Consider the following 25,686-nt stretch of genomic DNA (forward strand, 5'->3'; position numbering starts at 1 on the left):
TTAAAACAGATCTGTACAGCCTAAGGCACCCAGAAAAATCTACAAGGGCAAATCGTTGAATTTCGTATGAAATTGCTGTGAATAACAAAAAGGCGCCAACAGGCGCCTTTGTCTGATATCAATCTAATCAGCTGTTTTCACGTTTGATTGCACGGTAGCCTATATCTCTACGGCTAAAGACGCCGTCCCACTGCACCTTGTCGGTTAGCTCGTAGGCTGCTTTTTGTGCAGCAGTAACATTCACTCCTAAAGCTGTGGCGCACAGTACACGGCCACCGGCCGTCAGTACCTGACCGTCTTTTAAGACTGTGCCAGCATGGAATACTTTGGCTTCACGGCTGTCGTCGGTGGGTAAACCAGAAATTACATCACCTTTACGGTAATCATCCGGATAACCGCCAGCAGCCAGCACTACACCTACAGCGGCACGGCTGTCGAATTTAATCTCTTGTTGGGCTAATTTACCTTCCACAGCAGCCTGACACAGCTCCACTAAATCGGACTGTAAACGCATCATAATAGGCTGAGTTTCAGGATCACCAAAACGGCAGTTAAATTCCAGCACTTTACAGGTGCCATCAGACGAGACCATCAAACCGGCATAGAGGAAACCTGTGTAGATGTGACCTTCTGACGCCATACCATTCACTGTTGGGTAAATGACATTTTGCATCACCCAGTCATGCACCGCTGGTGTGACTACTGGTGCCGGAGAATAAGCCCCCATACCACCGGTATTTGGGCCTTTGTCGCCATCATCACGGGCTTTATGATCCTGAGATGAAGCAAAAGCTAAAGCGTGAGTGCCATCCACCATCACAATAAAGGAGGCTTCTTCACCTGTTAAAAACTCTTCAATCACCACGCGGCTGCCGGCAGAACCAAATTTATTGCCTGCAAGCATATCGTCAATAGCAGCAAAAGCTTCAGCTTCAGTCTGAGCGATAATGACGCCTTTGCCTGCTGCTAAACCATCAGCCTTGATCACTATAGGAGTGCCATTTGCTTTGACATAAGCTTTGGCTGGTTCAATGTCAGTAAAGTTAGCGTAAGACGCAGTTGGGATTTTATGGCGGGCTAAAAAGTCTTTGGCAAAAGCTTTTGAGCTTTCTAACTGAGCAGAGGCTTGAGTAGGGCCAAAAATAGCCAGACCCTGCTGACGGAAGGTATCGACCACACCTTTGGCTAGTGGTGCTTCAGGGCCCACTATAGTCAAAGCTATGCCTTCGCTTTTGGCAAAAGCGGTCAGAGCAGGCACATCGTCTGCTGCTATAGCCACGTTAGTCAGGTTCGCTTCGAGCGCAGTACCTGCGTTGCCCGGAGCTACAAAGACTTGTGTTACATGAGCCGATTGTGCAGCTTTCCATGCCAGAGCATGTTCACGACCACCACCACCTATTACTAATACTTTCATCGTCAGTCTCGCCCTAATCAAAAACTAAAAAATATCAAAAACTAAAAATCAGTTTTACTAAAACAAACAGCAGCCTATTGGGCTGCTGGTTTGCGGAATTTCAGGGTCATGCGGTCACTTTCACCAATGGCCAGGTACTTGTCTTTGTCCTGCTCTTTTTGTGAAAGCGTAGGAGGCAAAGTCCAGACACCACCCGGATGATCGGCTGTATCTTTTGGATTAGCGTTGATATCGCTGCTCTGTTCTAAAACAAAACCTGCTTTTTGCGCCAACTCAACCGCTAAACTTTGTGGGAAATAGCCCGACTTTAACCAGTCAGCCGATTTTTTATCTTCAGGTAAACGGTGTTCCACTACACCTAATACACCACCTGGTTTTAATGCCGCATAAAAAGACTTAAAGGCGTCGAGCGTGCCTTGTTCACCTTTTTGCATATACCAGTTGTGCAGGTTACGAAAGGTCAGTACCACATCAGCGCTGTTGGCTGGTGCCACTTGCTGGTCCGGTAATGGAGAGAATTCGGTCACAACCACGTTTTTATACACCTCATTAGAGGCGAGCTTTTCTTTAAAAGCTTTCAGATTGCGTGTTGCGTATTCAGACGTGCTGTTGGCCGGGAAATGGGCAGCGTAGTATTTGCCTTCTTTGGCTAATAAGGGCGCCAGAATTTCAGTGTACCAGCCACCACCAGGAGATATTTCTACCACAGTACTTTGTGGAGTGACCCCAAAAAAGTGTAAGGTTTCAACAGGGTTTCTGTATTGATCACGAGCTTTATTTGCTTCAGAGCGGGTAGGGCTTTGCACCGCTTGCTGTAAAGCCGTGGTGTCGGTGTTTGCGAAAGAAAACTGACTAAGCACTAAACTGGATGCTAAAACGAACTGCGATAACGCCTTCATAACACGATCCTTCTGAGTTAAAAACCGACGCTAGTGTAACAAAGCACAACATCTTTTGCAGTCAGAAATCACCAGCGGCCGTGTTTATGGGATATAAATCTGCACTAAAAATTTCAGATGGCTGGACTGCCAAATTTCAATCAACAAAATTTTTGCGCTGTGATAAAATGCCGCCCCTTGAATTTTTACGCTTGGTGGCCCTGTTGAAGATGACTTCAGAACAGCGGCAGCCTTATCGCCAAAGCATTAGCTGGAGTGGGCATGTTAGAGCATATCCGTATTGTGTTAGTGGGTACCTCTCATACCGGAAACATAGGTTCAGTTGCCCGCGCCATGAAAACTATGGGCCTGAGCAAGCTGGTGCTGGTGTCGCCAAAAGAATTACCAGATGGTCAGGCTTATGCGTTATCGGCAGGCGCCAGTGATATTCTGGCCAATGCGCAAGTAGTAGACACTTTAGAGCAGGCTATTGCTGATTGTGGTTTAGTGGTTGGCAGCAGTGCCCGTTCCCGCACTTTATCCTGGCCTATGCTGGAGCCGCGTGAATGCGGTGAAAAAGCGGTTCTTGAGGCCACACAAAAACCTGTAGCTCTGGTATTTGGCCGTGAAAACAATGGCCTGACCAATGAAGAGCTGCAAATGTGTAATTACCATGTTTGTATCCCGGCTAATCCTGAATACAGCTCCTTGAATTTAGCTATGGCTGTCCAAATTATCACCTATGAAGTTCGGGTGGCCTTTTTAGCGCAGCAGGATAAAACCCCCGAAGCGGATTTAACTGTCTATCCGGAAATTGACCAGATGGAGAAGTTTTATGTCCATCTGGAGCAAACTCTAAGTGACACTGGTTTTATTATTAAGCAGCATCCGGGCATTGTGATGGCGCGTTTGCGTCGTTTATTTGCCCGTTCCAGACCTGATGATCAGGAACTGAATATTTTGCGTGGCATTCTGGCCTCGATTCAACGCACCACCAAGCAATAGGATTTGTACGATGTTTGCAGGTATCAAAGAAGACATTAAAAGTGTGTTCGAGCGGGACCCAGCGGCGCGCAGTGCTTTTGAAGTACTGACTAACTATCCTGGTTTACATGCCATCTGGTGGCATCGCATGAACCATCGTTTATGGAAAGCCAATTGGAAGTGGCTGGCCCGCTTTTTAAGCACCATAGCACGTTGGCTGACTGGGGTAGAAATTCACCCTGGCGCCAAAATTGGTCGCCGTTTTTTTATCGACCATGGTATGGGTGTGGTGATAGGCGAAACAGCCGAGATTGGTGATGATGTGACGCTGTACCATGGCGTGACTTTAGGCGGTACCAGTTGGAGTCCGGGTAAACGTCACCCAACTTTAGGCAATGGTGTGGTGATAGGGGCTGGCGCTAAAGTATTAGGGCCTTTGTATGTGGGTGAGTCTGCCCGTATTGGATCCAATGCTGTAGTGGTTAAAGATGTACCAGCTGGCGCAACAGTAGTGGGTATTCCCGGTCGTATTGTCGCTAAGCAGGATATGGAACTGACAGAGCAGCGTCAACAAATGGCGAAAAAGTTTGGTTTTGATGCTTATGCGGTCTCCAGCGATAACCCGGATCCGGTGGCCAATGCCATGGGCCTGATGCTGGATCATATGCACTTTCTGGATAACAAAGTGACTGAACTGTGCCAGAGCGTGAATAAGCTGGGGGGCAATGTCTGCGATATAGTGCCGGAAATTGTGATTGAAGATGAAACCTTTATCCAGGCCGAACGTGACGCTGCTGAACAACGTAAAAAAGCAGTAGACGCTTTTGACCCGACTATTTAACAATTGTGATAAGCAAAGCCGATCAATTCATCGGAAAAAGAGTTGAACCTAAACGGATAATACCTGACTAAAACGGTAGGATTAATACTTGACTAAAACAGTCAAGAATGTACAATTTGCGCCATTCGTTTCAGGGAGTCCGTTATGCGTTTAACTTCAAAAGGCCGTTACGCTGTGACCGCTATGCTGGATGTTGCATTACATGCTGAGTCCGGTCCGGTTTCATTGGCGGATATCTCTGAACGGCAGGGAATTTCCCTGTCTTACCTTGAACAATTGTTTGCCCGTTTACGCAAACAAGGTCTGGTCAGCAGTGTGCGTGGTCCTGGTGGTGGTTACCAGTTGGGCCTGGACCCGATGCAAATATCAGTGTCTGCTGTGATCAGTGCGGTCGATGAGTCCGTAGATGCCACACGTTGTCAGGGTAAATCTGATTGTCAAAGCGGCGCTAAATGTTTAACCCACACCTTGTGGACAGACTTAAGCGATCGTATCGAAGACTTCCTCACCGGTATCACCTTAGGTGAACTGGTTCGCCAGAATGAAGTGAAAAAAGTGGCGAAACGGCAAGATGGCCGTGTGTTAAAAAATCCAGCAACTGAAATTGAAGTCAGTTGCCAGTTGTAGGCAAAAGCCGGAGCAGAAAATGAAGCTACCTATTTATTTAGACTATGCAGCCACAACCCCGGTTGATCCGCGGGTGGCCGAAAAACTGATGCAATTTTTGACTATGGATGGCTGTTTTGGTAATCCAGCGTCTCGTTCGCACAAGTTCGGCTGGCAGTCAGAAGAAGCGGTAGAAATTGCCCGTGCGCAAATTGCCGAACTGGTGAACGCCGACCCACGTGAAATTGTATTCACTTCAGGCGCAACCGAATCAAACAACTTAGCTATTAAAGGCGCAGCTCAGTTTTACCATAAAAAAGGTAAACACCTGATCACCGCCAAAACTGAACACAAAGCTGTGCTGGATACCATGCGCTCTTTGGAACGTGAAGGTTTTGAAGTGACTTATCTGGATGTAGAAGCCAGCGGTTTAGTGGATCTGAATAAGTTAGAAGCTGCTATCCGTCCTGATACTACAGTCATCAGCATCATGTTTGTGAATAACGAAATTGGTGTCATTCAGGACATCGCTGCTATTGGCGAGATGTGCCGCAGCAAAGGTATTATTTTCCATGTTGATGCGGCTCAGGCCACAGGCAAAGTGGACATCGATTTAGAGACCTTAAAAGTAGACCTGATGTCGTTCTCAGGCCATAAAACTTATGGTCCAAAAGGCATTGGTGCTTTGTATGTACGCCGTAAGCCACGTATTCGTTTAGAAGCTCAGACGCACGGTGGTGGTCATGAACGTGGTATGCGTTCAGGCACTTTAGCCACGCACCAGATAGTGGCTATGGGTGAAGCTTTCCGTATTGCCAAAGAAGAAATGCATGCTGAGCGTGAACGTGTAGCAGTGTTACGTGACCGTCTGCTGGATGGTATTAAAGACATAGAACAGGTGTTTTTAAATGGTGACGCTGTGCAACGTGTGCCAGGTATTACCAACGTCAGCTTTAACTATGTGGAAGGTGAGTCCCTGATTATGGCGTTAAAAGATATAGCCGTATCTTCAGGCTCAGCTTGTACTTCAGCCAGTCTGGAGCCTTCATACGTATTACGTGCTTTAGGTTTAACCGACGAGCTGGCACACAGTTCTATTCGTTTCAGCATCGGCCGTTACACCACGGAAGAGCAAATTGATCACACCATTAAGATAGTGCATGACGCCATTGATAAATTACGCGACATGTCACCTCTGTGGGAAATGTACAAAGACGGCGTGGATTTAGGCAGCGTAGCCTGGGTTGCACACTAAGTTAAGAACATTATCCCCCAGGGGATTAGAGGATACGAATCATGGCATACAGTACTAAAGTCATAGACCATTACGAAAACCCGCGTAACGTCGGTTCATTCGCTAAAGACGACCCAAGCATAGCTACAGGTATGGTTGGCGCACCGGCTTGTGGTGACGTGATGAAGTTACAGTTAAAAATTAACGCTGAAGGCATTATCGAAGATGCCAAGTTCAAGACCTATGGCTGTGGCAGTGCTATTGCATCCAGCTCATTAGTGACTGAATGGGTTAAAGGCAAAAGCATAGACGAAGCGGCTTTAATCAAGAACACCGATATAGCGCAGGAACTGGCTTTACCTCCGGTAAAAATCCACTGCTCTATTCTGGCGGAAGATGCAATCAAAGCAGCCATTGCTGATTACAAACAACGTCACGGGAACTAAGTTATGGCAATTTCAATGACACCAGCGGCAGCGGATCGCGTCAGAAGTTTCCTGGCCAACAGAGGCAAAGGCCTTGGCTTGCGTGTGGGTGTAAAAACCACAGGCTGTTCAGGTTTAGCTTATGTGCTGGAGTTTGTTGACGATTTAAACGATGACGATCAGGTGTTTGAATACAACGATCTGAAACTCATAGTTGATGGCAAAAGCCTGGTCTATATCGATGGCACTCAGCTGGATTTTGTCAAAGAAGGTTTAAACGAAGGGTTCCAGTTTAACAACCCCAACGTCAATGGCGAATGTGGTTGTGGCGAAAGCTTCACCGTTTAACAAAGGGCGCAGATGAATTACTTTCAGCTTTTTCATCTGCCAGCTCAGTTCGAGCTGGATTTGACAGAATTAGGCACCCGTTATCTGGAATTGCAACGTCAATTTCACCCGGATAAACATGCCGCAGGTTCCGAGCGCGATAAGCTGATGGCAGTACAACAGGCTGCCAATATCAACGATGCTTACCACAGCTTAAAACAGCCGTTATTACGTGCTGAACATTTACTGGCGTTACGGGGTTTAAAAATCAGTAACGAGCAACGCAGCTTTATGGAGCCTGCGTTTTTAATGCAGCAAATGGAATTACGCGAATTGCTGGCCGAAATCAGCGACGCTGCTGATCCTGATGCGTTGATTGACGAAGCCGACCAGCAAATTCAGCAGCAGAAAAAAGCCTTATTACGACAGTTGCAATCGGCACTGGATGCCAACAACCCTGAGCACGATCATCAGGCGGCTGATATAATCCGCAAACTCAAATTTTTCTTTAAGCTACAGCACGAGCTGGAGCTGATTGAACAAACACAAGATTAAAGAGCAGCATGGCGTTATTACAAATTGCAGAGCCCGGTCAAAGCGCGGCTCCACATCAACACAAGTTAGCCGCAGGTATTGATCTCGGTACCACCAATTCGCTCGTTGCTACTGTTCGCAGTGGCGAAGCCAAAACGCTGTTTAATAAAGCAGGCGAAGACATGCTGCCTTCTGTGGTGCGTTACACAGCGGACAACGTCATAGTAGGTCATGCTGCAGCAGCTGATGCTGTGCTCGACCCACACAATACCATAGTGTCAGTGAAACGACTGATGGGCCGTGGTTTTGCTGAAATCAACGCCGATGCAGAACATATTCCGTATGAGCTGGTAGACCAATCAGGTTTAGTGGCTATCAATACTATTCAGGGTATTAAAAACCCGGTGGAAGTCTCAGCCGAAATTCTGGCGACTTTAGCTGATACCGCAAGCCAGACCTTAGGCGGAGAGCTGACAGGTGTGGTCATTACTGTGCCTGCTTATTTTGATGACTCACAACGTCAGGCGACCAAAGACGCCGCTAAGCTGGCAGGTTTAAATGTATTACGTTTACTGAACGAGCCTACAGCTGCCGCTTTAGCTTATGGTCTGGATTCAGGTCAGGAAGGTGTGGTTGCTGTTTACGATTTAGGCGGTGGTACTTTTGATATCTCTATCCTGCGCTTAAAGCGTGGTGTGTTTGAGGTGTTGGCCACAGGCGGCGACTCGGCTTTAGGTGGGGATGATTTTGATCACACTGTAGTGAACTGGTTACAACAGCAAACTGGCCAAAGTACACTTTCGCATTCAGAGCTGCGCCAGTATCTGGTGAGCGCCCGTCAAATCAAAGAAAACTTAAGTACAACAGAGCAGCTGGATTTTGTCCTGCCACTCGCCTCCGGCGAATTTAAAGGCCAGATCAGCCGTGCCAACTTTGATGCCTTAATTCAGCCTTTAGTGCGCAAGACCATTCGCGCCTGTAAACAAGTGCTGCGTGATGCTGGTTTAGAAACCGAAGAAATTCAACAAGTGGTGATGGTCGGTGGTTCTACCCGAGTGCCATTGGTACGAAGTGCTGTGGCGGAGTTTTTTGCTGCAGAGCCTTTAACGTCGATTGACCCGGATAAAGTTGTCGCCATTGGTGCTGCTATTCAGGCCAATGTGTTGGTGGGCAATAAATCTGATCACGATACCTTGTTATTGGATGTGATACCTCTGTCTTTGGGTTTAGAGACTATGGGCGGATTAGTGGAAAAAATTATTCCACGTAATACCGTGATCCCAGTGGCCCGTGCTCAGGAATTTACCACTTTTAAAGATGGCCAGACCGCTATGGCTATTCATGTGCTGCAAGGCGAACGTGAACTGGTGGATGCTTGTCGTTCTTTAGCGCGTTTTAATCTGACCAATATTCCGGCTATGGCCGCCGGTGGCGCTCATATTCGTGTCACTTTTCAGGTCGATGCCGATGGTTTATTAAGTGTCACAGCACAGGAAAAATCGACAGGGGTCAGCGCCAGTATTCAGGTGAAACCTTCGTACGGCTTAAGTGACGATCAGGTTGCGACCATGATCCAAAGCTCTATGTTGTATGCCAAGCAGGATATGCAGCTGCGCTTGTTAAAAGAGCAACAAGTGGAAGCTGAGCGGGTACTGGAAGCTGTCAGTGCGGCCTTAAATGCCGATGCTGCATTGTTAACTGCAGAAGAAAAATTAAGTGTAGAACAAGCCCTTGCTGAACTTGCGACAGTCAAACAAGGCGACAACACGGCCGCTATTAAAGCCGCCATTGAACATACCAATCATATAACGGATGAGTTTGCAGCGCGCCGTATGGATATATCCATCCGTAAGGCGTTGCAAGGTCATAAGGTTGACGAGGTCTGATATGCCACAAATCATCTTTTTACCCCATGCACAATTGTGCCCAGAAGGCGTAGCAGTCGAAGCCCAAACAGGTGAAACCGTGCTGGATGTCGCTTTACGTTGTGGTATTTCTATTGAACATGCCTGCGAGAAATCCTGTGCCTGCACCACCTGCCACGTCATAGTGCGTGAAGGCTTTCGTTCACTGAATCCAAGCGATGAGCTGGAAGACGATATGCTGGATAAGGCCTGGGGCTTAGAGCCAGACTCACGTTTAGGTTGTCAGGCCCGTATAGCGGATGAAGATTTAACAGTCGAAATCCCTAAATACACAGTCAATATGGTCAGCGAAGGGCATTAATTCTGCTCTGGTTATATAAAAAAGCAGCTTCGAGCTGCTTTTTTACTAGTTGCAGCACTGGTTTTGATCACAAAATAAAAGCTTTATCCGCTCTATTTAGAAAAAATAGGCTTTTTATTTTGCTTAGCGTATAATTCGCGGCCTTAAATTTATTCACCCTTTTGATTACAGGAGTCTGTCATGGCTTTAGAACGTACTTTTTCAATCGTAAAACCAGATGCAGTAGCTAAGAACCATATCGGTGCTATCTACCACCGTTTTGAGTCTGCAGGTTTACGTATCGTTGCTGCTAAAATGCTGCACTTAAGCCAGGAACAAGCTGAAGGCTTCTACGGCGAGCACAAAGAGCGTCCATTTTTCAACGCTTTAGTATCTTTCATGACTTCTGGCCCGGTCATGGTTCAGGTTTTAGAAGGCGAAGACGCTGTTCGTAAAAACCGTGAAATCATGGGTGCTACTAATCCAAAAGACGCTGCTGCCGGTACTTTACGTGCTGATTACGCTGCAAGCATTGACGAAAACGCTGTTCACGGTTCAGACGCTGCTGCTTCTGCTGCCCGTGAAATCGCGTTCTTCTTCACTGAAGCTGAATTGTGTGCACGCACTCGCTAAGAGTGTTTAGGAAAAGTTTAACTAATTAAACTGATCCACAGGGACGATTTATAGTGAAAGGGAGCTTAGCTCCCTTTCTATCTATTTAAACTGTCCTATTTTTTATCTATCTATGTTGTGAGGAAAAGCCCAAATGAGCCAAACAGAAAACAAAGTCAATCTGCTTGATCTGACCCGTACCCAGATGAAGGAGTTTTTTGTCTCTATTGGTGAAGCTGGCTTCAGAGCCGATCAGGTGATGAAATGGATTTACCATTTCTGCATCGACGACTTTGAAAAAATGACCAACATCAACAAGAAGTTGCGCGACAAGTTAAAAGAAAAAGCCGTGATTGCAGCACCAGTTGTGGTAACTCGTCAGGACAGCGCCGATGGCACTATCAAGTTTGTCATGGGTTTGGCTGGTGGTCAGGAAGTGGAAACTGTCTGGATCCCGGAAAAAGACCGCCGCACTTTATGTGTGTCTTCGCAAGTTGGCTGTGCTTTAGAATGTACTTTTTGTTCCACTGCCCAGCAGGGTTTTAACCGCAATTTAAAAGTGTCTGAAATCATTGGTCAGGTATGGCGTGTGGCTCAAATCATTGGCAGCTACGGCGATACAGGCGAAAAACCAGTCACTAACGTGGTGATGATGGGCATGGGCGAGCCTTTGCTGAATCTGAACAACGTAGTGCCAGCTATGGAGCTGATGCTGGAAGACTTTGGTTTTGGTTTATCCAAACGCCGTGTCACTTTAAGTACTTCAGGTGTAGTACCAGCCTTAGATATGCTGAAAGAGCGTATCGATGTGGCCTTGGCCATTTCTTTACACGCACCCAACAATACGCTGCGTGATGAATTAGTGCCGGTGAATAAAAAATACCCTATGGAAGAATTCCTGGCTGCGGCGAAGCGTTATGTCACAGATTCACGGGCCAACGATAAAGTCACAGTCGAATACGTGATGCTGGATGGTGTCAACGACAGCATGGAACAAGCCCATGAATTAGCGCATGCCCTCAAAGGTACGCCGTCTAAAGTCAACCTGATCCCATTTAACCCATACCCTGGTTCGCCTTATAAACGCTCCAGCAATTCCCGCATCGATCGCTTTAATAAAGTGCTGCAGGAACACGGTTATACAGTGATGGTGCGTAAGACCCGTGGTGATGATATTGACGCTGCTTGTGGTCAGTTGGTGGGTGATGTAATAGACAGAACTAAACGTTTAGAAAAAAAACAGATGAAAGCTCAGGAGATTTCAGTAAAAATGGTGTAACACTCCATTCAACTGGTATTCCTATGCAAAAACTCAGGCTCCTGGCTTGTGTTGTTTTCAGTTTACAGTTAGCGGCTTGTGTCACTGAAACCACGGTAGTGGGCAGTGACCGTCAAATTCGTCCTAAGACGGATCAAAAAGAAGCCGCCCGCACCCGAATTGCTTTAGGCATTAATTACCTGCAAAGGGGAGACAATGCTCAGGCCAAGTTTAATCTGGAAAAAGCCAAAAGCTTAGCGCCAGAGCTGGCCGAGGTGCATAACGCCCTGGCTTATTATTATCAGCAGGTCGCAGAATTTGATGCGGCAGAAAATTCTTACCAGAAAGCCATTCAGCTCGAACCTAATAACGCCGACTCCTATAACAACTACGGTGCCTTTTTATGCCAGCGCGGTAAGTATGATCAAGCCGAACAGTTATTGTTACAGGCGATAAGCCGCCCTGGCTATATCCGTGCCGCCGACAGCTACGAAAACATCGCCTTGTGCCGTTTAGAGCAAAAAGACTTTATTCAGGCAAAGACCTACTTAGATTTATCCATCAAACACAATGCCAGTCGCCCCAGCGCTTTGTTTAACTTAGCTTCGGTTAATTATGCGATGGCTGATTTACCCGCAGCCCAGGTACTTTTGGACAGAATGCAAAGTGCGTCGCAAATTTCTCCACGCTCGGTGTTGTTGGGTTATCTGATAGCGCAGGAGCAGCAAGACTATAGCCGGATGCAAATGGCCGAGCAGCTATTGCTGACCACTTATCCGCAAAGTCAGGAAACTCTGTTATTTAGTCAGGGTAAACTTCGGGAGTCTGAATTCAGTCTGCTCAGGCAAGACTATAAGCAGCAATTGTTGCAACAACCGAAAGAGCAGCTCAAAGCTGGTGTGGTTCAGCCCAAAATCAAAATCACCCGCAAAAAGCCTCCGGCAGCAGTGGCAGAGTACACAGAAGAAGCCAGGTTAAGCCCGGCAGTTGTCGCAGAGCCTTTGCCTGAATCCAGGGTTGTATCCGAAAACTTAGCGGTCACAGAACTGGCGACAGAAGCAGCCGTAGCCTCCTCTGAGTCAGATCATCAGCCTGAAGTGACAGCAGCTGCCTCTGCCACAGAAGTTCAGCAACACGAAGTACAACAAGATGAAACCTTGTATGGCATAGCAGAGCGTTACAGTGTTACTATTAGCGATATAATCAGCTGGAACTCTTTGCGTGATAATCAGCCTATAGTCAAGGGCCAGGTCCTGTGGATTGGACAACAAGCACCCCGGCAGATCGAACCACAAATTGAAGTACCAGAACGTTATCAAGTCCAGTATGGCGACACCTTATTCCGGATTTCGATGCGTTACAGGGTGAAACTAACCAGCCTGCTGCAATGGAACAACTTAACTGAGCAAAGCCCGATACGGGCTGGGCAATTTATCTACTTAAAAGATCCGGCACAATTAGAATTATGACGACTGAATTAACGCAGCCCAGTAGCGCAGGACAAACTTTAAGCGCAGGACAAACCTTACGTCAGGCCAGAGAGCAACAAAATCTGACGACAGCGCAAGTGGCACAGCAACTGAATTTAGGCAAAAGCCTGATTGACGATCTTGAACTGGATCAGGTGGATGCTAAGTTGTCTTCAACTTTTGTCCGTGGTTATTTACGCTCTTATGCCAAACTACTGAAAATACCGGCTCAGCAAGTGCTGGACGCTTACAGCAGTAACTCTAAAGGTTTACATCAGGTGCCAAGCCTGACCCGCAGCTTTTCCAAACGTACCGCTAAGGAAGCCACAGAAAACCGCTTTATCTGGGTCACTTATTTTGTGATCGCAGTTTTTGTGGTGTTGTTAGTGCTGGGATTCTGGCAGAGCCGTTTTGGCAGTTCGGCTTCAGGCACAGCTTTGCCTATGGCGCAAACAGATGAAACTATGCTGGCCAGCGAAGAAACGCAGCCGACACAAAGCGAAGTGTACGAGCAAAGCCTGCAACCACAGAATTCAATACCAGTCACTCAACTGGAGCATTCGCCAACACCAACAGAGACTTCGGCACTCAGTACTCAGCCACAAGCCACTGTGGCTGCAGATGCTCCGGTATTGCCTGTACAAGAGCAAATAGCTGCACCAACTCCTGTTCAGACTGAGCCGCAAGTACCACCAACTGCTGCAACACAATCTGACACTTTAACTCTGTCGCCAGTGCCTGAAGTCACAACTGCCAATGTTCCAGCAGTGGATGTTCCGGTTACAACTATCACAGAGTCTCCAGCCACAGCAACAACAGATGCAGCGGCCAATGCCAGCATCAGTCTGTCATTAACCGCAGAATGTTGGGTTGATGTGGTGGACGCTACAGGCAAACGTCTGGCTTTTGGCAGCAGACAAGCGGGAGAAGAGTTAAATTTACGTGGTGTAGCACCGGTCAGAGTTTTATTAGGCAACGCCGCCGCAGCCACTCTTAGCTTTAATGGCGAAGCCATTGATCTGTCAGGTTATCCAACAGGTCGGGTCGCCCGGTTAACCCTCGGACAAAACTGATGAGTTACGCAGAAAACCCAATTAAGAGACGCCAGTCCACTCAGATTAAAGTGGGTAATGTACTGATAGGTGGTGATGCTCCTATTGCAGTGCAGTCAATGACCAATACCAAAACCACAGATGTCGCAGCCACAGTGGCACAAATTCACGCTATAGCGAAAGCTGGCGCTGATTTGGTGCGGGTGTCTGTGCCTACCATGGAAGCGGCGGAAGCCTTTAAGCTGATCAAACAGCAATCTCCTATTCCTTTGGTGGCCGATATTCATTTTGACTACCGTATCGCACTGAAAGTGGCTGAGTACGGTGTGGATTGTTTGCGCATTAACCCTGGCAATATAGGTCGTGAAGACCGTATTCGTTCTGTGGTTGAAGCGGCCCGCGATAAAAATATTCCTATCCGTATTGGGGTTAATGGCGGTTCGCTGGAAGCTGATTTGCAAGAGAAATATGGCGAGCCTACGCCTGAAGCTCTGGTGGAATCGGCCATGCGCCATGTTGAAATTCTGGACCGTTTGAACTTCGACCAGTTTAAAGTCAGTGTCAAAGCCTCAGATGTGTTTTTAGCTGTAGGTGCGTACCGCCTGCTGGCGAAACAAATTAAGCAGCCGTTGCATTTAGGTATTACTGAAGCGGGCGGCGCCCGTGCTGGTTCAGTGAAATCGGCTATTGGTCTTGGCATGCTGTTGTCTGAAGGCATAGGTGATACCTTACGTATTTCGTTAGCGGCCGATCCGGTGGAAGAAGTGAAAGTGGGTTTTGATATTTTAAAATCACTGCGCATTCGTTCCCGCGGCGTTAACTTTATTGCCTGCCCAAGTTGTTCCCGTCAGGAATTTGATGTGATCAAAACCATGAATGAACTGGAACAACGACTGGAAGATATTATCGACCCTGTCACTGTTTCTGTGATTGGTTGTGTCGTCAATGGCCCTGGCGAGGCGCTGATCTCTGATTTAGGCGTAGCAGGGGCCAACCGTATGAGTGGTTTTTACCTCAAAGGCCAGCGCCAGAAATTACGCATTGATAACAACACTGTTGCAGAGCAGCTGGAAGCTCAGATCCGTTTGTATCTGGCAGAGCAAAAACGACTGATTGAAATTAAACAGCTGGATTGAGCAGCACTGCTGCATCATCCGCTTAGGATAAAGAGATAAAACCCGTGTCTAAAGATATCCAGGCCATTCGTGGCATGAACGACTGCTTACCCGCTGATACGCCGGCATGGCAGTATGTGGAACAGATTTTACGTAAAACAGTAAGCAACTATGGCTATGAGGAAATTCGTTTTCCTATAGTTGAAATGACTGAACTCTTTAAGCGTTCTATCGGCGAAGTGACCGACATTGTCGAAAAAGAAATGTACACCTTTGCCGATCGTAACGGCGACAGTCTGACGTTGCGCCCTGAGGGTACAGCGGTTTGTGTTCGTGCAGCCAATCAGAATGGTTTGCTGTACAACCAGGAACAACGGCTGTGGTATATGGGCCCGATGTTTCGTCATGAGCGGCCACAAAAAGGCCGTTACCGTCAATTCCATCAGTTTGGTTTAGAAGCTTTTGGTATGGCAGGCCCGGACATTGACGCCGAAGTGATTTTACTCAGCGCCCGTTTATGGAAAAGCTTAGGTTTGTTGTCTCATGTGACTCTGGAGCTGAACTCTTTAGGTTCGAATCAGGCTCGCGCTGATTACCGCGCTGCTTTAGTGGCCTATTTAGAACAGCACAAAGAGTTACTGGACGAAGACAGCTTACGCCGTATGCACAGCAACCCGCTGCGGGTGCTGGATAGTAAAAATCCGGTGATGCAGGACATGCTGGGCAAAGCGCCACAACTTTTGGATTATTTAGATGATGAATCCAAAGCTGATTTTGATGGCCTGCAACAACGTTTAAAAGCCGCTGGTATTGAGTTTGTGATCAACCCACGTTTAGTGCGTGGCCTGGATTATTACAACAAAACTGTCTTTGAATGGGTGACCAGCAGCTTAGGTTCACAGGGTACTGTCTGTGCCGGTGGCCGTTACGATGGCTTGGTTGAACAACTGGGTGGCAAGGCCACTCCGGCAGTTGGTTTTGCCTTAGGTATGGAACGACTGGTATTATTGCTGCAAACCTTAGACTTATTGCCAAAAGCCCAGGCGCAAACTGATATTTATCTGATGGCCTTAGGGGATGCAGCGGAACTTGCCGCAGTTTCTATTGCCGAAGCCCTGCGTAATGATTTACCTGACTTGCGTTTAATGACGCACTCCGGTGGCGGCAACTTAAAGAAACAACTGAAAAAAGCAGATAAATCCGGCGCCAGCCTTGGTTTGTTATTAGGTGAAACTGAACTGGCTGCGGGCGAAATTACGCTGAAATGGCTCAGAGAAGAAAAGCCACAACAAAATATTAAATTGACTGAATTAAGCTGCTTTTTAAAGCAGCTGGTTTAAAGGGATCGAAGATGGAAATTTACAACAGCGAAGAACAACAAGTTGAAGCCATTAAACGCTTTTGGAAAGAAAACGGTACCGCTATTATCGCAGGTGTAGTTTTAGGTTTAGGTGGATTGTACGGCTGGCGTTACATTCAGGACACTCAGTTGGAAAACACTATGGCGGCTTCCAGCGCTTATACCCAGTTACTGGAGCAACAACAAACAGCAGCGGAAAACCCTGAGTTGTTGGCGCAGTTTCAGACTTTTGTCGATGAAAACAGTGATTCTTCATACGCTCTGCTGGCTGCCTTAGTCGCCGCCAAAGAAGCTGTTGCCAAAGAAGATTATACGACTGCAGCGAAGCAACTAAGCTGGGTTGCCACTAACGCCACACAACCAGAAATTAAAGCCCTGGCACAACTACGTTTAGCCCGTGTGCAAAATGAACAAAAAGATTACCCAGCTGCTTTAGCGACTCTGGCTTTGGCTGTGCCTGAAGCTTTTAAAGCGCAGCAGCAAGAGCTGGTTGGTGACGTGCTTGTCAGTTCAGGTGAGCTGGCCAAGGCTAAAACGGCCTACCTGGCTGCCGCAGCAGCGAATAAAGATGCTCAGAATCCAATTCTGAAAGTGAAATTAGACGAACTGGCGCACGTAACTGCTGCTTAAGGTGTAAGAGTGAAGTTATTCAGGTCCCGTATCGGCTTAATGCTGGTGTTGTTGACGACTTTGGCCGCTTGTTCTTCCAAAGAAGAGCTGGTTTATCCGGAAATTAACAACAAAATTAATCCCAAAGAAATTTGGAGTGCATCTGTGGGTAAAGGTGTTGAACATTACGATTCAGCCCTGCGTCCATTAATTTACAAAGATAAAGTCTTTGCTGCCAGTCGTGCTGGTTTGGTGATGGCTTTTGATCGTGAGTCAGGCAAACGCCTTTGGACTTTTGATGTGCGTAATGACGGCTCAGGCAGTTTGCTGGATGGTCTGAAATTCTGGAACTCTGAAACAGCACGGGTTTCAGGTGGTATCAGCCAGGGCTACGATAAAATATTTGTAGGTACTGAAAACGGCGATGTGCTGGCGTTAGATCCTGAAACCGGCGAGCTGGTATGGCGTGTCAAAGTGAAAGGCGAAGTCATTGCCAGACCTGCAGCAGGCGAAGGTTATGTACTGGTAAATACTTCTGCTGGTTATATGTTTGCATTGCACCCTGATACAGGTGAGCAGCGCTGGATGCATGAGCAGGAAAGTGCTTTATTAAGTTTACGTGGTACCAGTGAACCTGTAGTGGCCAACGGTGGTGTGATTTTTGGCAGTGGTGCAGGCAAAGTGTCAGTACTCATTGCTGATAAAGGCATCTTAGCCTGGGACGCAGCCATTGCAGTGCCAAAAGGCGCAACAGATTTATCCCGTATGGTAGACGTGGATGCAACACCTGTAGTGGTAGACGGTACTATTTACGCCATCGCCTTTAATGGTGAATTAGTGGCATTAGAACTACGCACTGGCCGGGTAATGTGGAAACGCGAATACGCCAGCTTCCGTGATATGACCATCGAAGGCAATACGATTTATCTGGTGGACAGCGTAGGCAAAATTTTTGCCATTGACCGTCGCAACGGTTTAGAGCAATGGGCACAATTAGGTTTACACAAACATTTCCTGACTGGCCCAACAGTGTACAAAGACTATCTGGCTATTGGCGATGTGGAAGGGAATCTGTTCTGGTTAGATAAAAACAGCGGTGACTTTGTCGCTCAGGACTCTTACGGTTCAGGTTTTTATGTGCAGGGTGTAAGCTCAGCCGATGAATTAGTGATCCAAACCCGGGACGGTGAGCTAAGTTTAATACGCTTACCTTAAACCAACTGAGTATGGAATAAGACAAGGTCGGAGCCGATAAACCATCGCCTCCGGCCTTGTTGTTTAATAAAGTTTAACCATTTATGTAGCTGCCGTGGCTGAAAAGCCTGGCGTGACAGAGTAAGAAGGCCAGTCGGCCTGCGGTATCCACAAGGATACATAGTAATTTTATTTGAGGTAAAACCATGTTACCTGTAGTGGCTTTGGTTGGCAGAGCCAACGTTGGAAAATCAACATTATTTAACCGTTTGACCCGCACCCGCGACGCCTTAGTGGCAGATTTCCCGGGCCTGACGCGAGACCGTAAATACGGTTCAGTCAAATACGAAGGTTACGAATTTATTGTGGTCGATACCGGTGGTATAGACGGCAATGAGCAAGGCATTGAAGTGGAAATGGCCGAACAGTCACTCAAAGCGATAGACGAAGCTGACATAGTGCTGTTTATGGTAGACGCTCGTGCTGGTGCTACTGTGGCTGATGATGCAATAGCGCAACACTTACGTCGTATCAATAAAAAGGTGTTTTTAGTCGCCAATAAAACCGATGGTTTGGATGCAGATACCGCCACTGCAGACTTTTACAGTCTGGCGCAGGGTGAAGTCTATCCTATAGCTGCTGTGCATGGCCGTGGCGTCTTGTCTTTGCTGCAACATGCGTTATTGCCTATGTTGTCTGAACAGCAACAACAACGTATTGCTGCTATTGAAAGCGGTGAAGAATTACCTGAAGAGCTGGAAGAAGAAAGCGAAGAGGACATTACTCAGGCTAAGGATCAGCATATCAAGCTGGCCATTGTCGGTCGTCCAAACGTCGGTAAATCTACCTTAACCAACCGTATTTTAGGTGAAGAGCGTGTTGTGGTATTTGACATGCCAGGCACCACACGGGATTCGATTTATATCCCTATGACCCGTGGTGAGCGCGAATACACCCTGATTGATACGGCTGGTGTGCGTCGTCGTGGCAAAATTGACGATATGGTCGAAAAGTTTTCTGTGATTAAAACGTTGCAGGCTATTGAAGATGCCAACGTAGTGATTTTAGTGCTGGATGCCCGTTTAGGTATTTCTGATCAGGACTTAAGTATTTTAGGTTTTGTGTTAAATGCGGGCCGTTCACTGGTGCTTGCCGTCAACAAATGGGATGGCCTGGACGAGCGCGTCAAAGAAGATGTAAAACGTGAACTCGACAGACGTTTAGGTTTTATCGACTTTGCCCGCCTGCATTTTATCTCTGCATTACACGGCTCAGGTGTTGGTAACTTATTTGAATCGGTAGAAGAAGCGTTCGACTCGGCCACCCGCCGTGTCAGCACTGCGCTTTTAACCCGTATTATGAAAATGGCAGTGGAAGATCACCAGCCACCTATGGTGAAAGGCCGTAGGGTGAAGCTGAAATACGCTCACGCCGGTGGTTACAATCCGCCTCTTATCGTGATCCACGGTACTCAGGTAGACGACCTGCCAGATTCGTACAAACGTTATCTGATGAACTATTTCCGTAAATCGTTACAGATGATGGGTACGCCAGTGCGGATTGAATTCCGCGAAGGCGAAAACCCCTTTGCCGGCAAACGTAGTATGCTGACGCCAAATCAGCAGTACAAACGGGACCGTATCTTAAAAGCCAGAGCGAATCTGGTGAATAAGAAGTAAGTCAGATAAGGCCAGCGAAAGCTGGCCTTGTTGTTTGTGGGCTTCTCGTCGATTGGGAATTGTTGGGGTCGGGATGATAACTGCCCGTCTCTATTGGGTTCTTGCATTTGCCAACTGCATCCACAAACAAATTGTAGGGGCGGGTCTTGTACCCGCCCGTAGTGTCAGAGTCGTTCATTACGACCTTATACTGCTGATTGTGCAAGTCTGTAGTTGTACCTGTTGCTGCTTGCTACATTTCTTACTTTAAAGCTTTCGCCGCTGGCGAGATACTTTCTTTTGCTTCGCCAAAAGAAAGTATCCAAAGAAAAGGCGACCCCAGGTCGCAGCGAAATCCCGGCCCAAAATCGTGCGTCCAAGGCGGCTGGGTAACTCGCTCGTCGCTACCGCTCCTCACTCAGACACTCCCAGCCTTAAAACCTTGGCCACCCAATTTTGTCCGGCTCGCGCCCCAATGGGGATTTGGTGCCAGTTGTTGGAATTGATTTGATACTAAGGCTGCAAAGAGCGAAAAGCGGTATTGGGGCAAATCGCAATACCTGACCCTAGCGTCCATTCGCTGGACATCATAAAGTTACGATTTTGGCCGCTAGTTGGCTTAACCGATATGTGCTACTGTTAAAGCAACAACAAGGATGTATTTATGTCTGACGACTTTAAAAAATTTAAAACTTCAACTCATGAAGATTTTTACAAGCGAACAGGAATTCAACCTCCAAAAAGCATTTCCATCAATCGTGAACTTTTCTGTGCAAATGAGCTGAAGTGTTTCGAAGATTACTTTACTTCTCTCTGTACTGACCTAACAATCTATAATCAACTTTTTTGTTCTGATGAGGCTTGTTCAGTATTAAATGAATTCAATGGATTATTATTCTATCGAATTCAACGTAGCTTTATAGAGAAAATATGTCTGAAAGTGGCTTGCTTAATGGATCCAGCATCTTCTGGAAGAGGAGGTCAAAATGAAAACTTGTCTCTGGCTAGGTTGGTCGAAGTCGCTGCAAATGATGAACTCACTCAGACGTATAGTCGGCTGCAAAATTCTTATGAAAATACTGGGATCAAGATTTGGAGAAATAAAATTTTAGCGCACACTGACTTAAAAACTGCGATGGGAGAATATGATTTTGAACTCAAGTTCGATGCAAATACACTCACTGAAATAATTCGTGAAATACAAGATATATTCGATCTTATTAAAGACCCGAAAACATACACCGATATTGAGGTAACGTTACCTTTTGATAAAGATGTTTCGTCGTTTATTGCAAAACTAAGAATGGCTAATGATCAGCATGGTAAATAACAAACTAAGTCAGTGGGACAATAATGCGTAGGCTCCCGTCATTTCGTTCAGTATTTTAACCTACGTATGATTGCTCCAACTCGGGGCGATAATGTCCGGTATACAACAAGTACTTGTAATGCGGCTCTGACAAGCGTCATCAAAAACGCGACCACAGTGCTTCGACTTGCAACAAGCTGCTCGCGTTTATGGCGGGCGTTAGCACGATTAAGGTACCGTATGGATTTTGCAGTCAAGTTTGGATTATATTTCTTAGGGGTTCTCACGTCAGTTCTCTTAATCCCAACTATTGAAAAAAAGAAAGCAGAAACACACAGAAAGGAAAGTATAAAAGAGGTATTTATTGAGCTCGAAGATATCCATTTCGAGCTTGCGGAGGATTTAGCTGCTAACTTTAACTTCCTGTTAAATTTACGAGCCGAACCTGAACTGGCAGGTTCGGGAGAAATACCAATTCCTATGCCAAAGAAGATTAATTCAGAGGTGCTTGCTGATTTATATAAGAAATCAGCTTTGTTACTGACGTCGCCGCAAAGACTCGAAATTAAGCGTATTCCAAGCAACCTTAGTCAAATTGAGCACCATTCAGAATTATTTTTGAAAGAATTCACTGAAAACGGTTCATATTGTGTTGCATCAATGAAAAACACTATAAAGCTCTCCTGTTTTTTGCTTCATAAGTTGAATTTTCTTCTTGAGCATCGTGAGCGATTTAACTTCGCTAAAGACTTAACATCCAATAAAGCAGTGTTCCCTGTGTTAATAAGTTTAGGCTTCACAGCAGAACAAATAGCGATTTCTCGGATAGAAGAATCTAGGTTTGATAATGTTAAGGTAAAGTTTTAGTGCTACCAAGCAAAGGTTAACAACGGGCACCGCGCAGCTTCCGCTTTTTGCATCCGACCAGAAAAGCTTTACCAACTACTGGCACCAATCCCCATTGGGGCGCGAGCCGGACAAAATTGGGTGGCCAAGGTTTTAAGACGAGGAGTGTTTGAGCGAGGAGCGGTAGCGACGAACGAGTTGCCGAGTCGCCTTGGACGCACGATTTTGGGCCGGGCTTTCGCTGCGACCTGGGGTCGCCTTTTCTTTGGATACTTGTCTTTTGGCGAAGCAAAAGAAAGTATCTCGCCGAAGGCGAAAGCTTTAAAGTAAAAAATGTAGCAAATAGCAACTAATGCTGGGATCAGATTTTGCGATGTGTGCAGGATTTAATTCAGCTCCCGCTTATATGCCACTATACCTACTCTGCACAAAACCACTCCGATATACCCGAGCATTCCAAATGCTGTAGTTTTGCTGCTACAAACATCCTGCCTCTAATGTAACTTTCATAATTTGGCGACTTTTTAGTCACATTGGCTCTGCTAGCCTGCCAGCGTTTCTTCAAATAAATACGGTCGATTTTTGGAGGTTAGCGAGATGAGTAGACAACAGGTATCGTGGTTAACTCTTAGAGGGATGACATTATGAGTAAGCAATTCAGACAAGTATCGTGGTTGACTCTGTGGGCGCTGCTGATGGGCTTGCCAGTTTTTACCCATGCAGCAGAAGCGCCCGGTGCGCTGACTTTTATAGTCAAAGATCAGCATACTGCCCGGCCACTCCCAAATGTGCAGATCAGTATTAAGCAACGGGAAACCTCTGCCACTCAAATTTTAGAAACTGACGAGCAAGGGCGCATCCTTGTTGAGTCGCTCGAGCCTGGTCTTTACTCAGTGGACGTTGCCAAAAACGGCTTTGCTTCATTAAATGCGCCCAGTGTACGGGTGGTTACGCGCAAAACTATCAAAATAGAATTCGAACTTAAAGAGCACTCCATTGAGGTCGTAGAGGTTAGAGGGCGACAATCTGATGCATTTGCATCAGGCTCCAGCACTTATCTCGACAGAGAAGCCCTGGCAAGCGCTGTGGGCGGAGGTGCAGATCCGCTGCTGTCACTGGACGGATTGCCTGGCCTGGCATCCGCCAGTGAATTCGCCAGCTTTAGTGTCCGTGGCCGTGGCCCAAGAGATAATTTGTTATTCGTCGATGACTTTCCCTTTGATAAAGCGGTGCACTTTGATGCCACTTTGGGTGAAGAGGAAGATGTGGGTGGGGGTGGTCGTTTCTCGATTTTCGCACCGAACGTGATCGGCGGCGCACAATTCTCGCCCGGTGGTTGGGGTCCGGCTTATGGCGGTCGGGCAGCATCGCTACTCAAATTAGACGTCGCCGATGGCAATCCAAGCCCTTCAGCAAGTTTTCGCTACGATCTTGCAGGTTATGAAGTGGGTTACGACGGCCCTACAGGTATCACTGATGACTCTACTATGCTGTTTTCTGCAAGGCGGCTGGACTTCGGCGCCTTGTTTGAAACTATTGAAGAACTGGATATTGGCGAGCCAGTGTTAAGAGATATCATCCTGAAGTCGGTTATACCCATTAATCAAAACAACACAGTTGAAATTCTGCTGATGGATACACACGAAGACTATATTCGCGACGTCACTCACGTTTTCGAATCGCCCAATTTCGAAGATGCTGCTCTTCAGTCTTCTGAACAAGATAGTGATTTGTATGGTCTGACATTGCGATCATTAATCGGTGAAGAAGCAGTCTGGACCAATAAGGTGTACTACCGCAAAAGCGACAAGATAAGCTCAGAGGGCGAAGCCTTTCCTGATCTGGTACCGGCAGGCTCACCCGCCTCTGATTTTCCGGTGCGGGAAGACATTAAGACCATAGGTGAAAATGAAACGGAGATCGGCTGGCGCAGCGATTTTGAGACAACGAATCAATGGGGCCTGTTCAGTTCGGGTGTTCAGATCACGCAAATTGATCTCGACTACAACACTGTCCTGGATGGCGATTGGAACCGTTTTATATACGACGACGATGATTTCAGACCTGACCCTGAACAGCGTTTTATTGTGCTGACTCCAGAGAATATCAATTCTTCAATAAAGCAAAAAGAAACCAGCTATGCTGGCTACGTTAATCAGGTTTTTGAGCTGGGTGATTGGGATTTTGGCACAGGCCTGCGGCTCGAACGGGACGGTTTTGCCAACGAGAGCTTGGTATCCCCCAGGTTCAGCGTCAACTGGCAGCCGGCTGGTCAGGTCAGATATTTTGCAACCGCGGGGCTTTTTCATCAGTCGCCACGGTTTCTATACCTGGCTGCTAACGAGTCAAACGATCTGAAGAATGAAAAAATCAGCCATGCCAGTGCAGGTTTCAAATATTTCCCGAACACCAATTGGTCGGTGTTGACTGAGGCCTATTATCAAAACCTCGACAACCTGGTGGTAGATCTTGATAGGGCTAGCGGTACCTTTGCCAACATGGGAGACGGCACATCCTACGGCGTCGATATTGTTGTCATGGGCACAATTCGCGAAGGACTTTACGCCAGTGCAACCTATTCTTACAACGATGCCGTAGTCGACCGCAAAGACGGTCGTGGTGACGTCGCCGCCGAATTCAGCCGCGACCATGTTGCCAGCCTCGGCCTGACCTGGGAAATCAGTGACCGTTGGAAGGTCGCAGGACGCTACAAATATCTTTCCGGCAGGCCAGACGACAACTTTATTATTCATGCAGACGTGTTGGGCGCAGGACAACCGTTACGCTACTCGAAAGAGATCACTGAGCGTAATGTCGGTCGTAAAAGCGGTTCAGGCTTGTTGAACCTTCGCGTTGACTATAGACGCGCCTTTGGCCCTATAGATGTCACTGCCTTTCTCGATGTGATCAACGTCACGTCAGCCTCGTCGGGTGACGACACCGGGTTTGACTACCGCCGGGGCGTTGAAGTGAAAGACGAGAGCGAAGCCGAGCCATTGATTGGTCTTCGATTTGACTATGCCTGGTAAGGGCCTGGTAAAGGGAGGGGAGTAGATGGTACAGAATCTTGGTGCAGCGCCTATTAGAGCCTTGATTGTCGAAGATAATCGCGACATTTGTGCGAACATTGCCGCCTATCTTGAAAAGCATAGCTATATTCTGGATTTTGCCTACGACGGTATCAGCGCGATGCACCTGGCGTTGACGAACCCGTTCGACGTTATAGTACTGGACCTGATGCTGCCCGGTATGGATGGCCTGAGTTTTTGCAAAAAACTGCGCGTTGATGCCGTAGTCAACACACCCGTGCTTATGCTCACGGCGAGAGACACGCTTGACGATAAACTGAAGGGGTTTTCGGCGGGAGCCGATGACTATTTGGTCAAGCCATTTGCATTGCAGGAGTTACATGCGCGACTGCAAGCGCTGTATAAACGCAGCCACGGCAAAACCGACAACCTGCTCAGTGTGGGGGAGCTGACTCTGAACAGGTCTACTATGCAAGTCCATCGTGCCGGGAGGCGCGTCGATCTCAATCCTGCTGGCATGAAACTACTGCAACGATTGATGGAAGAGGCGCCTTCTGTTGTGGATCGCGATACGCTCGAAACCTTGTTGTGGGCTGACCAAATCCCCGATGGCGATGCACTTCGCTCACATATGTACAAGCTGCGCCAGGCTATAGACAGACCCTTTGATAGCCCGCTTATTCATACAGTGCATCGCATCGGCTACCGAATTGCGGAGGATAGTTAG

The 25,686-nt window shown here is 47.2% G+C and carries 24 protein-coding genes; 22 read left to right on the forward strand and 2 right to left on the reverse strand.

Annotated elements, in window-relative coordinates; all coding sequences use genetic code 11:
- Positions 1 to 127: 127 nt before the first annotated feature.
- Together purD and J2W69_RS06120 are read right to left on the reverse strand one after the other, a co-directional pair.
- Entirely contained in the window at positions 128 to 1,414 is a 1,287-nt protein-coding gene (gene purD / locus J2W69_RS06115; protein WP_310275634.1) for a phosphoribosylamine--glycine ligase, read from the reverse strand.
- A 74-nt stretch (positions 1,415 to 1,488) separates the two neighbouring features.
- On the reverse strand, positions 1,489 to 2,313 hold the full coding sequence (locus J2W69_RS06120; RefSeq protein ID WP_310275636.1) for a class I SAM-dependent methyltransferase: 825 nt from the start codon (positions 2,311 to 2,313) through the stop codon (positions 1,489 to 1,491).
- A 261-nt stretch (positions 2,314 to 2,574) separates the two neighbouring features.
- Here J2W69_RS06120 and trmJ point away from each other — a divergent pair, with 261 nt between their 5' ends.
- The 22 genes from trmJ to J2W69_RS06230 all read left to right on the forward strand — a co-directional run bounded on the left by trmJ (position 2,575) and on the right by J2W69_RS06230 (position 25,686).
- Positions 2,575 to 3,297 carry a tRNA (cytosine(32)/uridine(32)-2'-O)-methyltransferase TrmJ gene (gene trmJ / locus J2W69_RS06125; RefSeq protein WP_310275638.1) on the forward strand — a complete coding sequence of 241 codons (723 nt, stop codon included), beginning with the start codon at positions 2,575 to 2,577 and terminating at the stop codon, positions 3,295 to 3,297.
- Positions 3,298 to 3,307: 10 nt separating this feature from the next.
- Entirely contained in the window at positions 3,308 to 4,117 is an 810-nt protein-coding gene (cysE, locus tag J2W69_RS06130; RefSeq protein WP_310275640.1) for a serine O-acetyltransferase, read from the forward strand.
- Between the two features lie 144 nt (positions 4,118 to 4,261).
- Entirely contained in the window at positions 4,262 to 4,744 is a 483-nt protein-coding gene (iscR, locus tag J2W69_RS06135) for a Fe-S cluster assembly transcriptional regulator IscR (RefSeq protein WP_233008344.1), read from the forward strand.
- Between the two features lie 19 nt (positions 4,745 to 4,763).
- Positions 4,764 to 5,978 (forward strand): IscS subfamily cysteine desulfurase, encoded by a 1,215-nt coding sequence (locus tag J2W69_RS06140; RefSeq protein ID WP_310275642.1) that lies wholly within the window; start codon positions 4,764 to 4,766, stop codon positions 5,976 to 5,978.
- A gap of 41 nt (positions 5,979 to 6,019) precedes the next feature.
- On the forward strand, positions 6,020 to 6,403 hold the full coding sequence (iscU, locus tag J2W69_RS06145; protein WP_008900493.1) for a Fe-S cluster assembly scaffold IscU: 384 nt from the start codon (positions 6,020 to 6,022) through the stop codon (positions 6,401 to 6,403).
- 3 nt (positions 6,404 to 6,406) lie between these two features.
- Positions 6,407 to 6,730 (forward strand): iron-sulfur cluster assembly protein IscA, encoded by a 324-nt coding sequence (gene iscA, locus J2W69_RS06150; RefSeq protein WP_233081649.1) that lies wholly within the window; start codon positions 6,407 to 6,409, stop codon positions 6,728 to 6,730.
- A gap of 12 nt (positions 6,731 to 6,742) precedes the next feature.
- A complete protein-coding gene (gene hscB, locus J2W69_RS06155) occupies positions 6,743 to 7,264 on the forward strand; it encodes a co-chaperone HscB (protein WP_233081646.1) in 522 nt (173 codons plus the stop codon).
- Positions 7,265 to 7,272: 8 nt separating this feature from the next.
- A complete protein-coding gene (gene hscA, locus J2W69_RS06160; protein ID WP_310275645.1) occupies positions 7,273 to 9,129 on the forward strand; it encodes a Fe-S protein assembly chaperone HscA in 1,857 nt (618 codons plus the stop codon).
- A 1-nt stretch (position 9,130) separates the two neighbouring features.
- Entirely contained in the window at positions 9,131 to 9,469 is a 339-nt protein-coding gene (gene fdx, locus J2W69_RS06165; protein ID WP_008900497.1) for an ISC system 2Fe-2S type ferredoxin, read from the forward strand.
- Positions 9,470 to 9,649: 180 nt separating this feature from the next.
- On the forward strand, positions 9,650 to 10,081 hold the full coding sequence (gene ndk, locus J2W69_RS06170; protein ID WP_008900498.1) for a nucleoside-diphosphate kinase: 432 nt from the start codon (positions 9,650 to 9,652) through the stop codon (positions 10,079 to 10,081).
- Positions 10,082 to 10,214: 133 nt separating this feature from the next.
- Entirely contained in the window at positions 10,215 to 11,339 is a 1,125-nt protein-coding gene (gene rlmN, locus J2W69_RS06175; RefSeq protein WP_310275648.1) for a dual-specificity RNA methyltransferase RlmN, read from the forward strand.
- A gap of 23 nt (positions 11,340 to 11,362) precedes the next feature.
- A complete protein-coding gene (pilW, locus tag J2W69_RS06180) occupies positions 11,363 to 12,787 on the forward strand; it encodes a type IV pilus biogenesis/stability protein PilW (RefSeq protein WP_310275650.1) in 1,425 nt (474 codons plus the stop codon).
- Complete coding sequence (locus J2W69_RS06185) at positions 12,784 to 13,860, forward strand: RodZ domain-containing protein (RefSeq protein ID WP_310275652.1); 1,077 nt, start codon at positions 12,784 to 12,786, stop codon at positions 13,858 to 13,860. Before pilW ends, J2W69_RS06185 begins: the two co-directional genes overlap by 4 nt.
- The gene (ispG, locus tag J2W69_RS06190; protein ID WP_008900502.1) at positions 13,860 to 14,975 is read left to right on the forward strand and encodes a flavodoxin-dependent (E)-4-hydroxy-3-methylbut-2-enyl-diphosphate synthase; all 1,116 of its coding nucleotides are present in this window, start codon (positions 13,860 to 13,862) and stop codon (positions 14,973 to 14,975) included. The genes J2W69_RS06185 and ispG overlap by 1 nt, the downstream gene beginning before the upstream one ends.
- A 44-nt stretch (positions 14,976 to 15,019) precedes the next feature.
- Positions 15,020 to 16,294, forward strand: a complete 1,275-nt coding sequence (hisS, locus tag J2W69_RS06195) for a histidine--tRNA ligase (RefSeq protein ID WP_310275654.1) — start codon at positions 15,020 to 15,022, stop codon at positions 16,292 to 16,294.
- A gap of 11 nt (positions 16,295 to 16,305) precedes the next feature.
- The gene (locus tag J2W69_RS06200) at positions 16,306 to 16,944 is read left to right on the forward strand and encodes a YfgM family protein (RefSeq protein WP_310275657.1); all 639 of its coding nucleotides are present in this window, start codon (positions 16,306 to 16,308) and stop codon (positions 16,942 to 16,944) included.
- A 9-nt stretch (positions 16,945 to 16,953) separates the two neighbouring features.
- Complete coding sequence (gene bamB / locus J2W69_RS06205; protein WP_310275659.1) at positions 16,954 to 18,138, forward strand: outer membrane protein assembly factor BamB; 1,185 nt, start codon at positions 16,954 to 16,956, stop codon at positions 18,136 to 18,138.
- Between the two features lie 185 nt (positions 18,139 to 18,323).
- Positions 18,324 to 19,796, forward strand: coding sequence for a ribosome biogenesis GTPase Der (gene der / locus J2W69_RS06210; RefSeq protein WP_310275660.1), 1,473 nt, complete (start codon positions 18,324 to 18,326; stop codon positions 19,794 to 19,796).
- Positions 19,797 to 20,439: 643 nt separating this feature from the next.
- A complete protein-coding gene (locus tag J2W69_RS06215) occupies positions 20,440 to 21,105 on the forward strand; it encodes an AbiU2 domain-containing protein (RefSeq protein ID WP_310275662.1) in 666 nt (221 codons plus the stop codon).
- A 219-nt stretch (positions 21,106 to 21,324) separates the two neighbouring features.
- Entirely contained in the window at positions 21,325 to 21,951 is a 627-nt protein-coding gene (locus tag J2W69_RS06220) for a hypothetical protein (protein ID WP_310275664.1), read from the forward strand.
- A gap of 623 nt (positions 21,952 to 22,574) precedes the next feature.
- Positions 22,575 to 24,959 (forward strand): carboxypeptidase regulatory-like domain-containing protein, encoded by a 2,385-nt coding sequence (locus J2W69_RS06225; protein ID WP_310275665.1) that lies wholly within the window; start codon positions 22,575 to 22,577, stop codon positions 24,957 to 24,959.
- A gap of 25 nt (positions 24,960 to 24,984) precedes the next feature.
- On the forward strand, positions 24,985 to 25,686 hold the full coding sequence (locus tag J2W69_RS06230; RefSeq protein WP_473091922.1) for a response regulator transcription factor: 702 nt from the start codon (positions 24,985 to 24,987) through the stop codon (positions 25,684 to 25,686).

The organism is Rheinheimera soli, from assembly GCF_031457405.1.
Lineage (GTDB): Bacteria > Pseudomonadota > Gammaproteobacteria > Enterobacterales > Alteromonadaceae > Pararheinheimera > Pararheinheimera soli_A.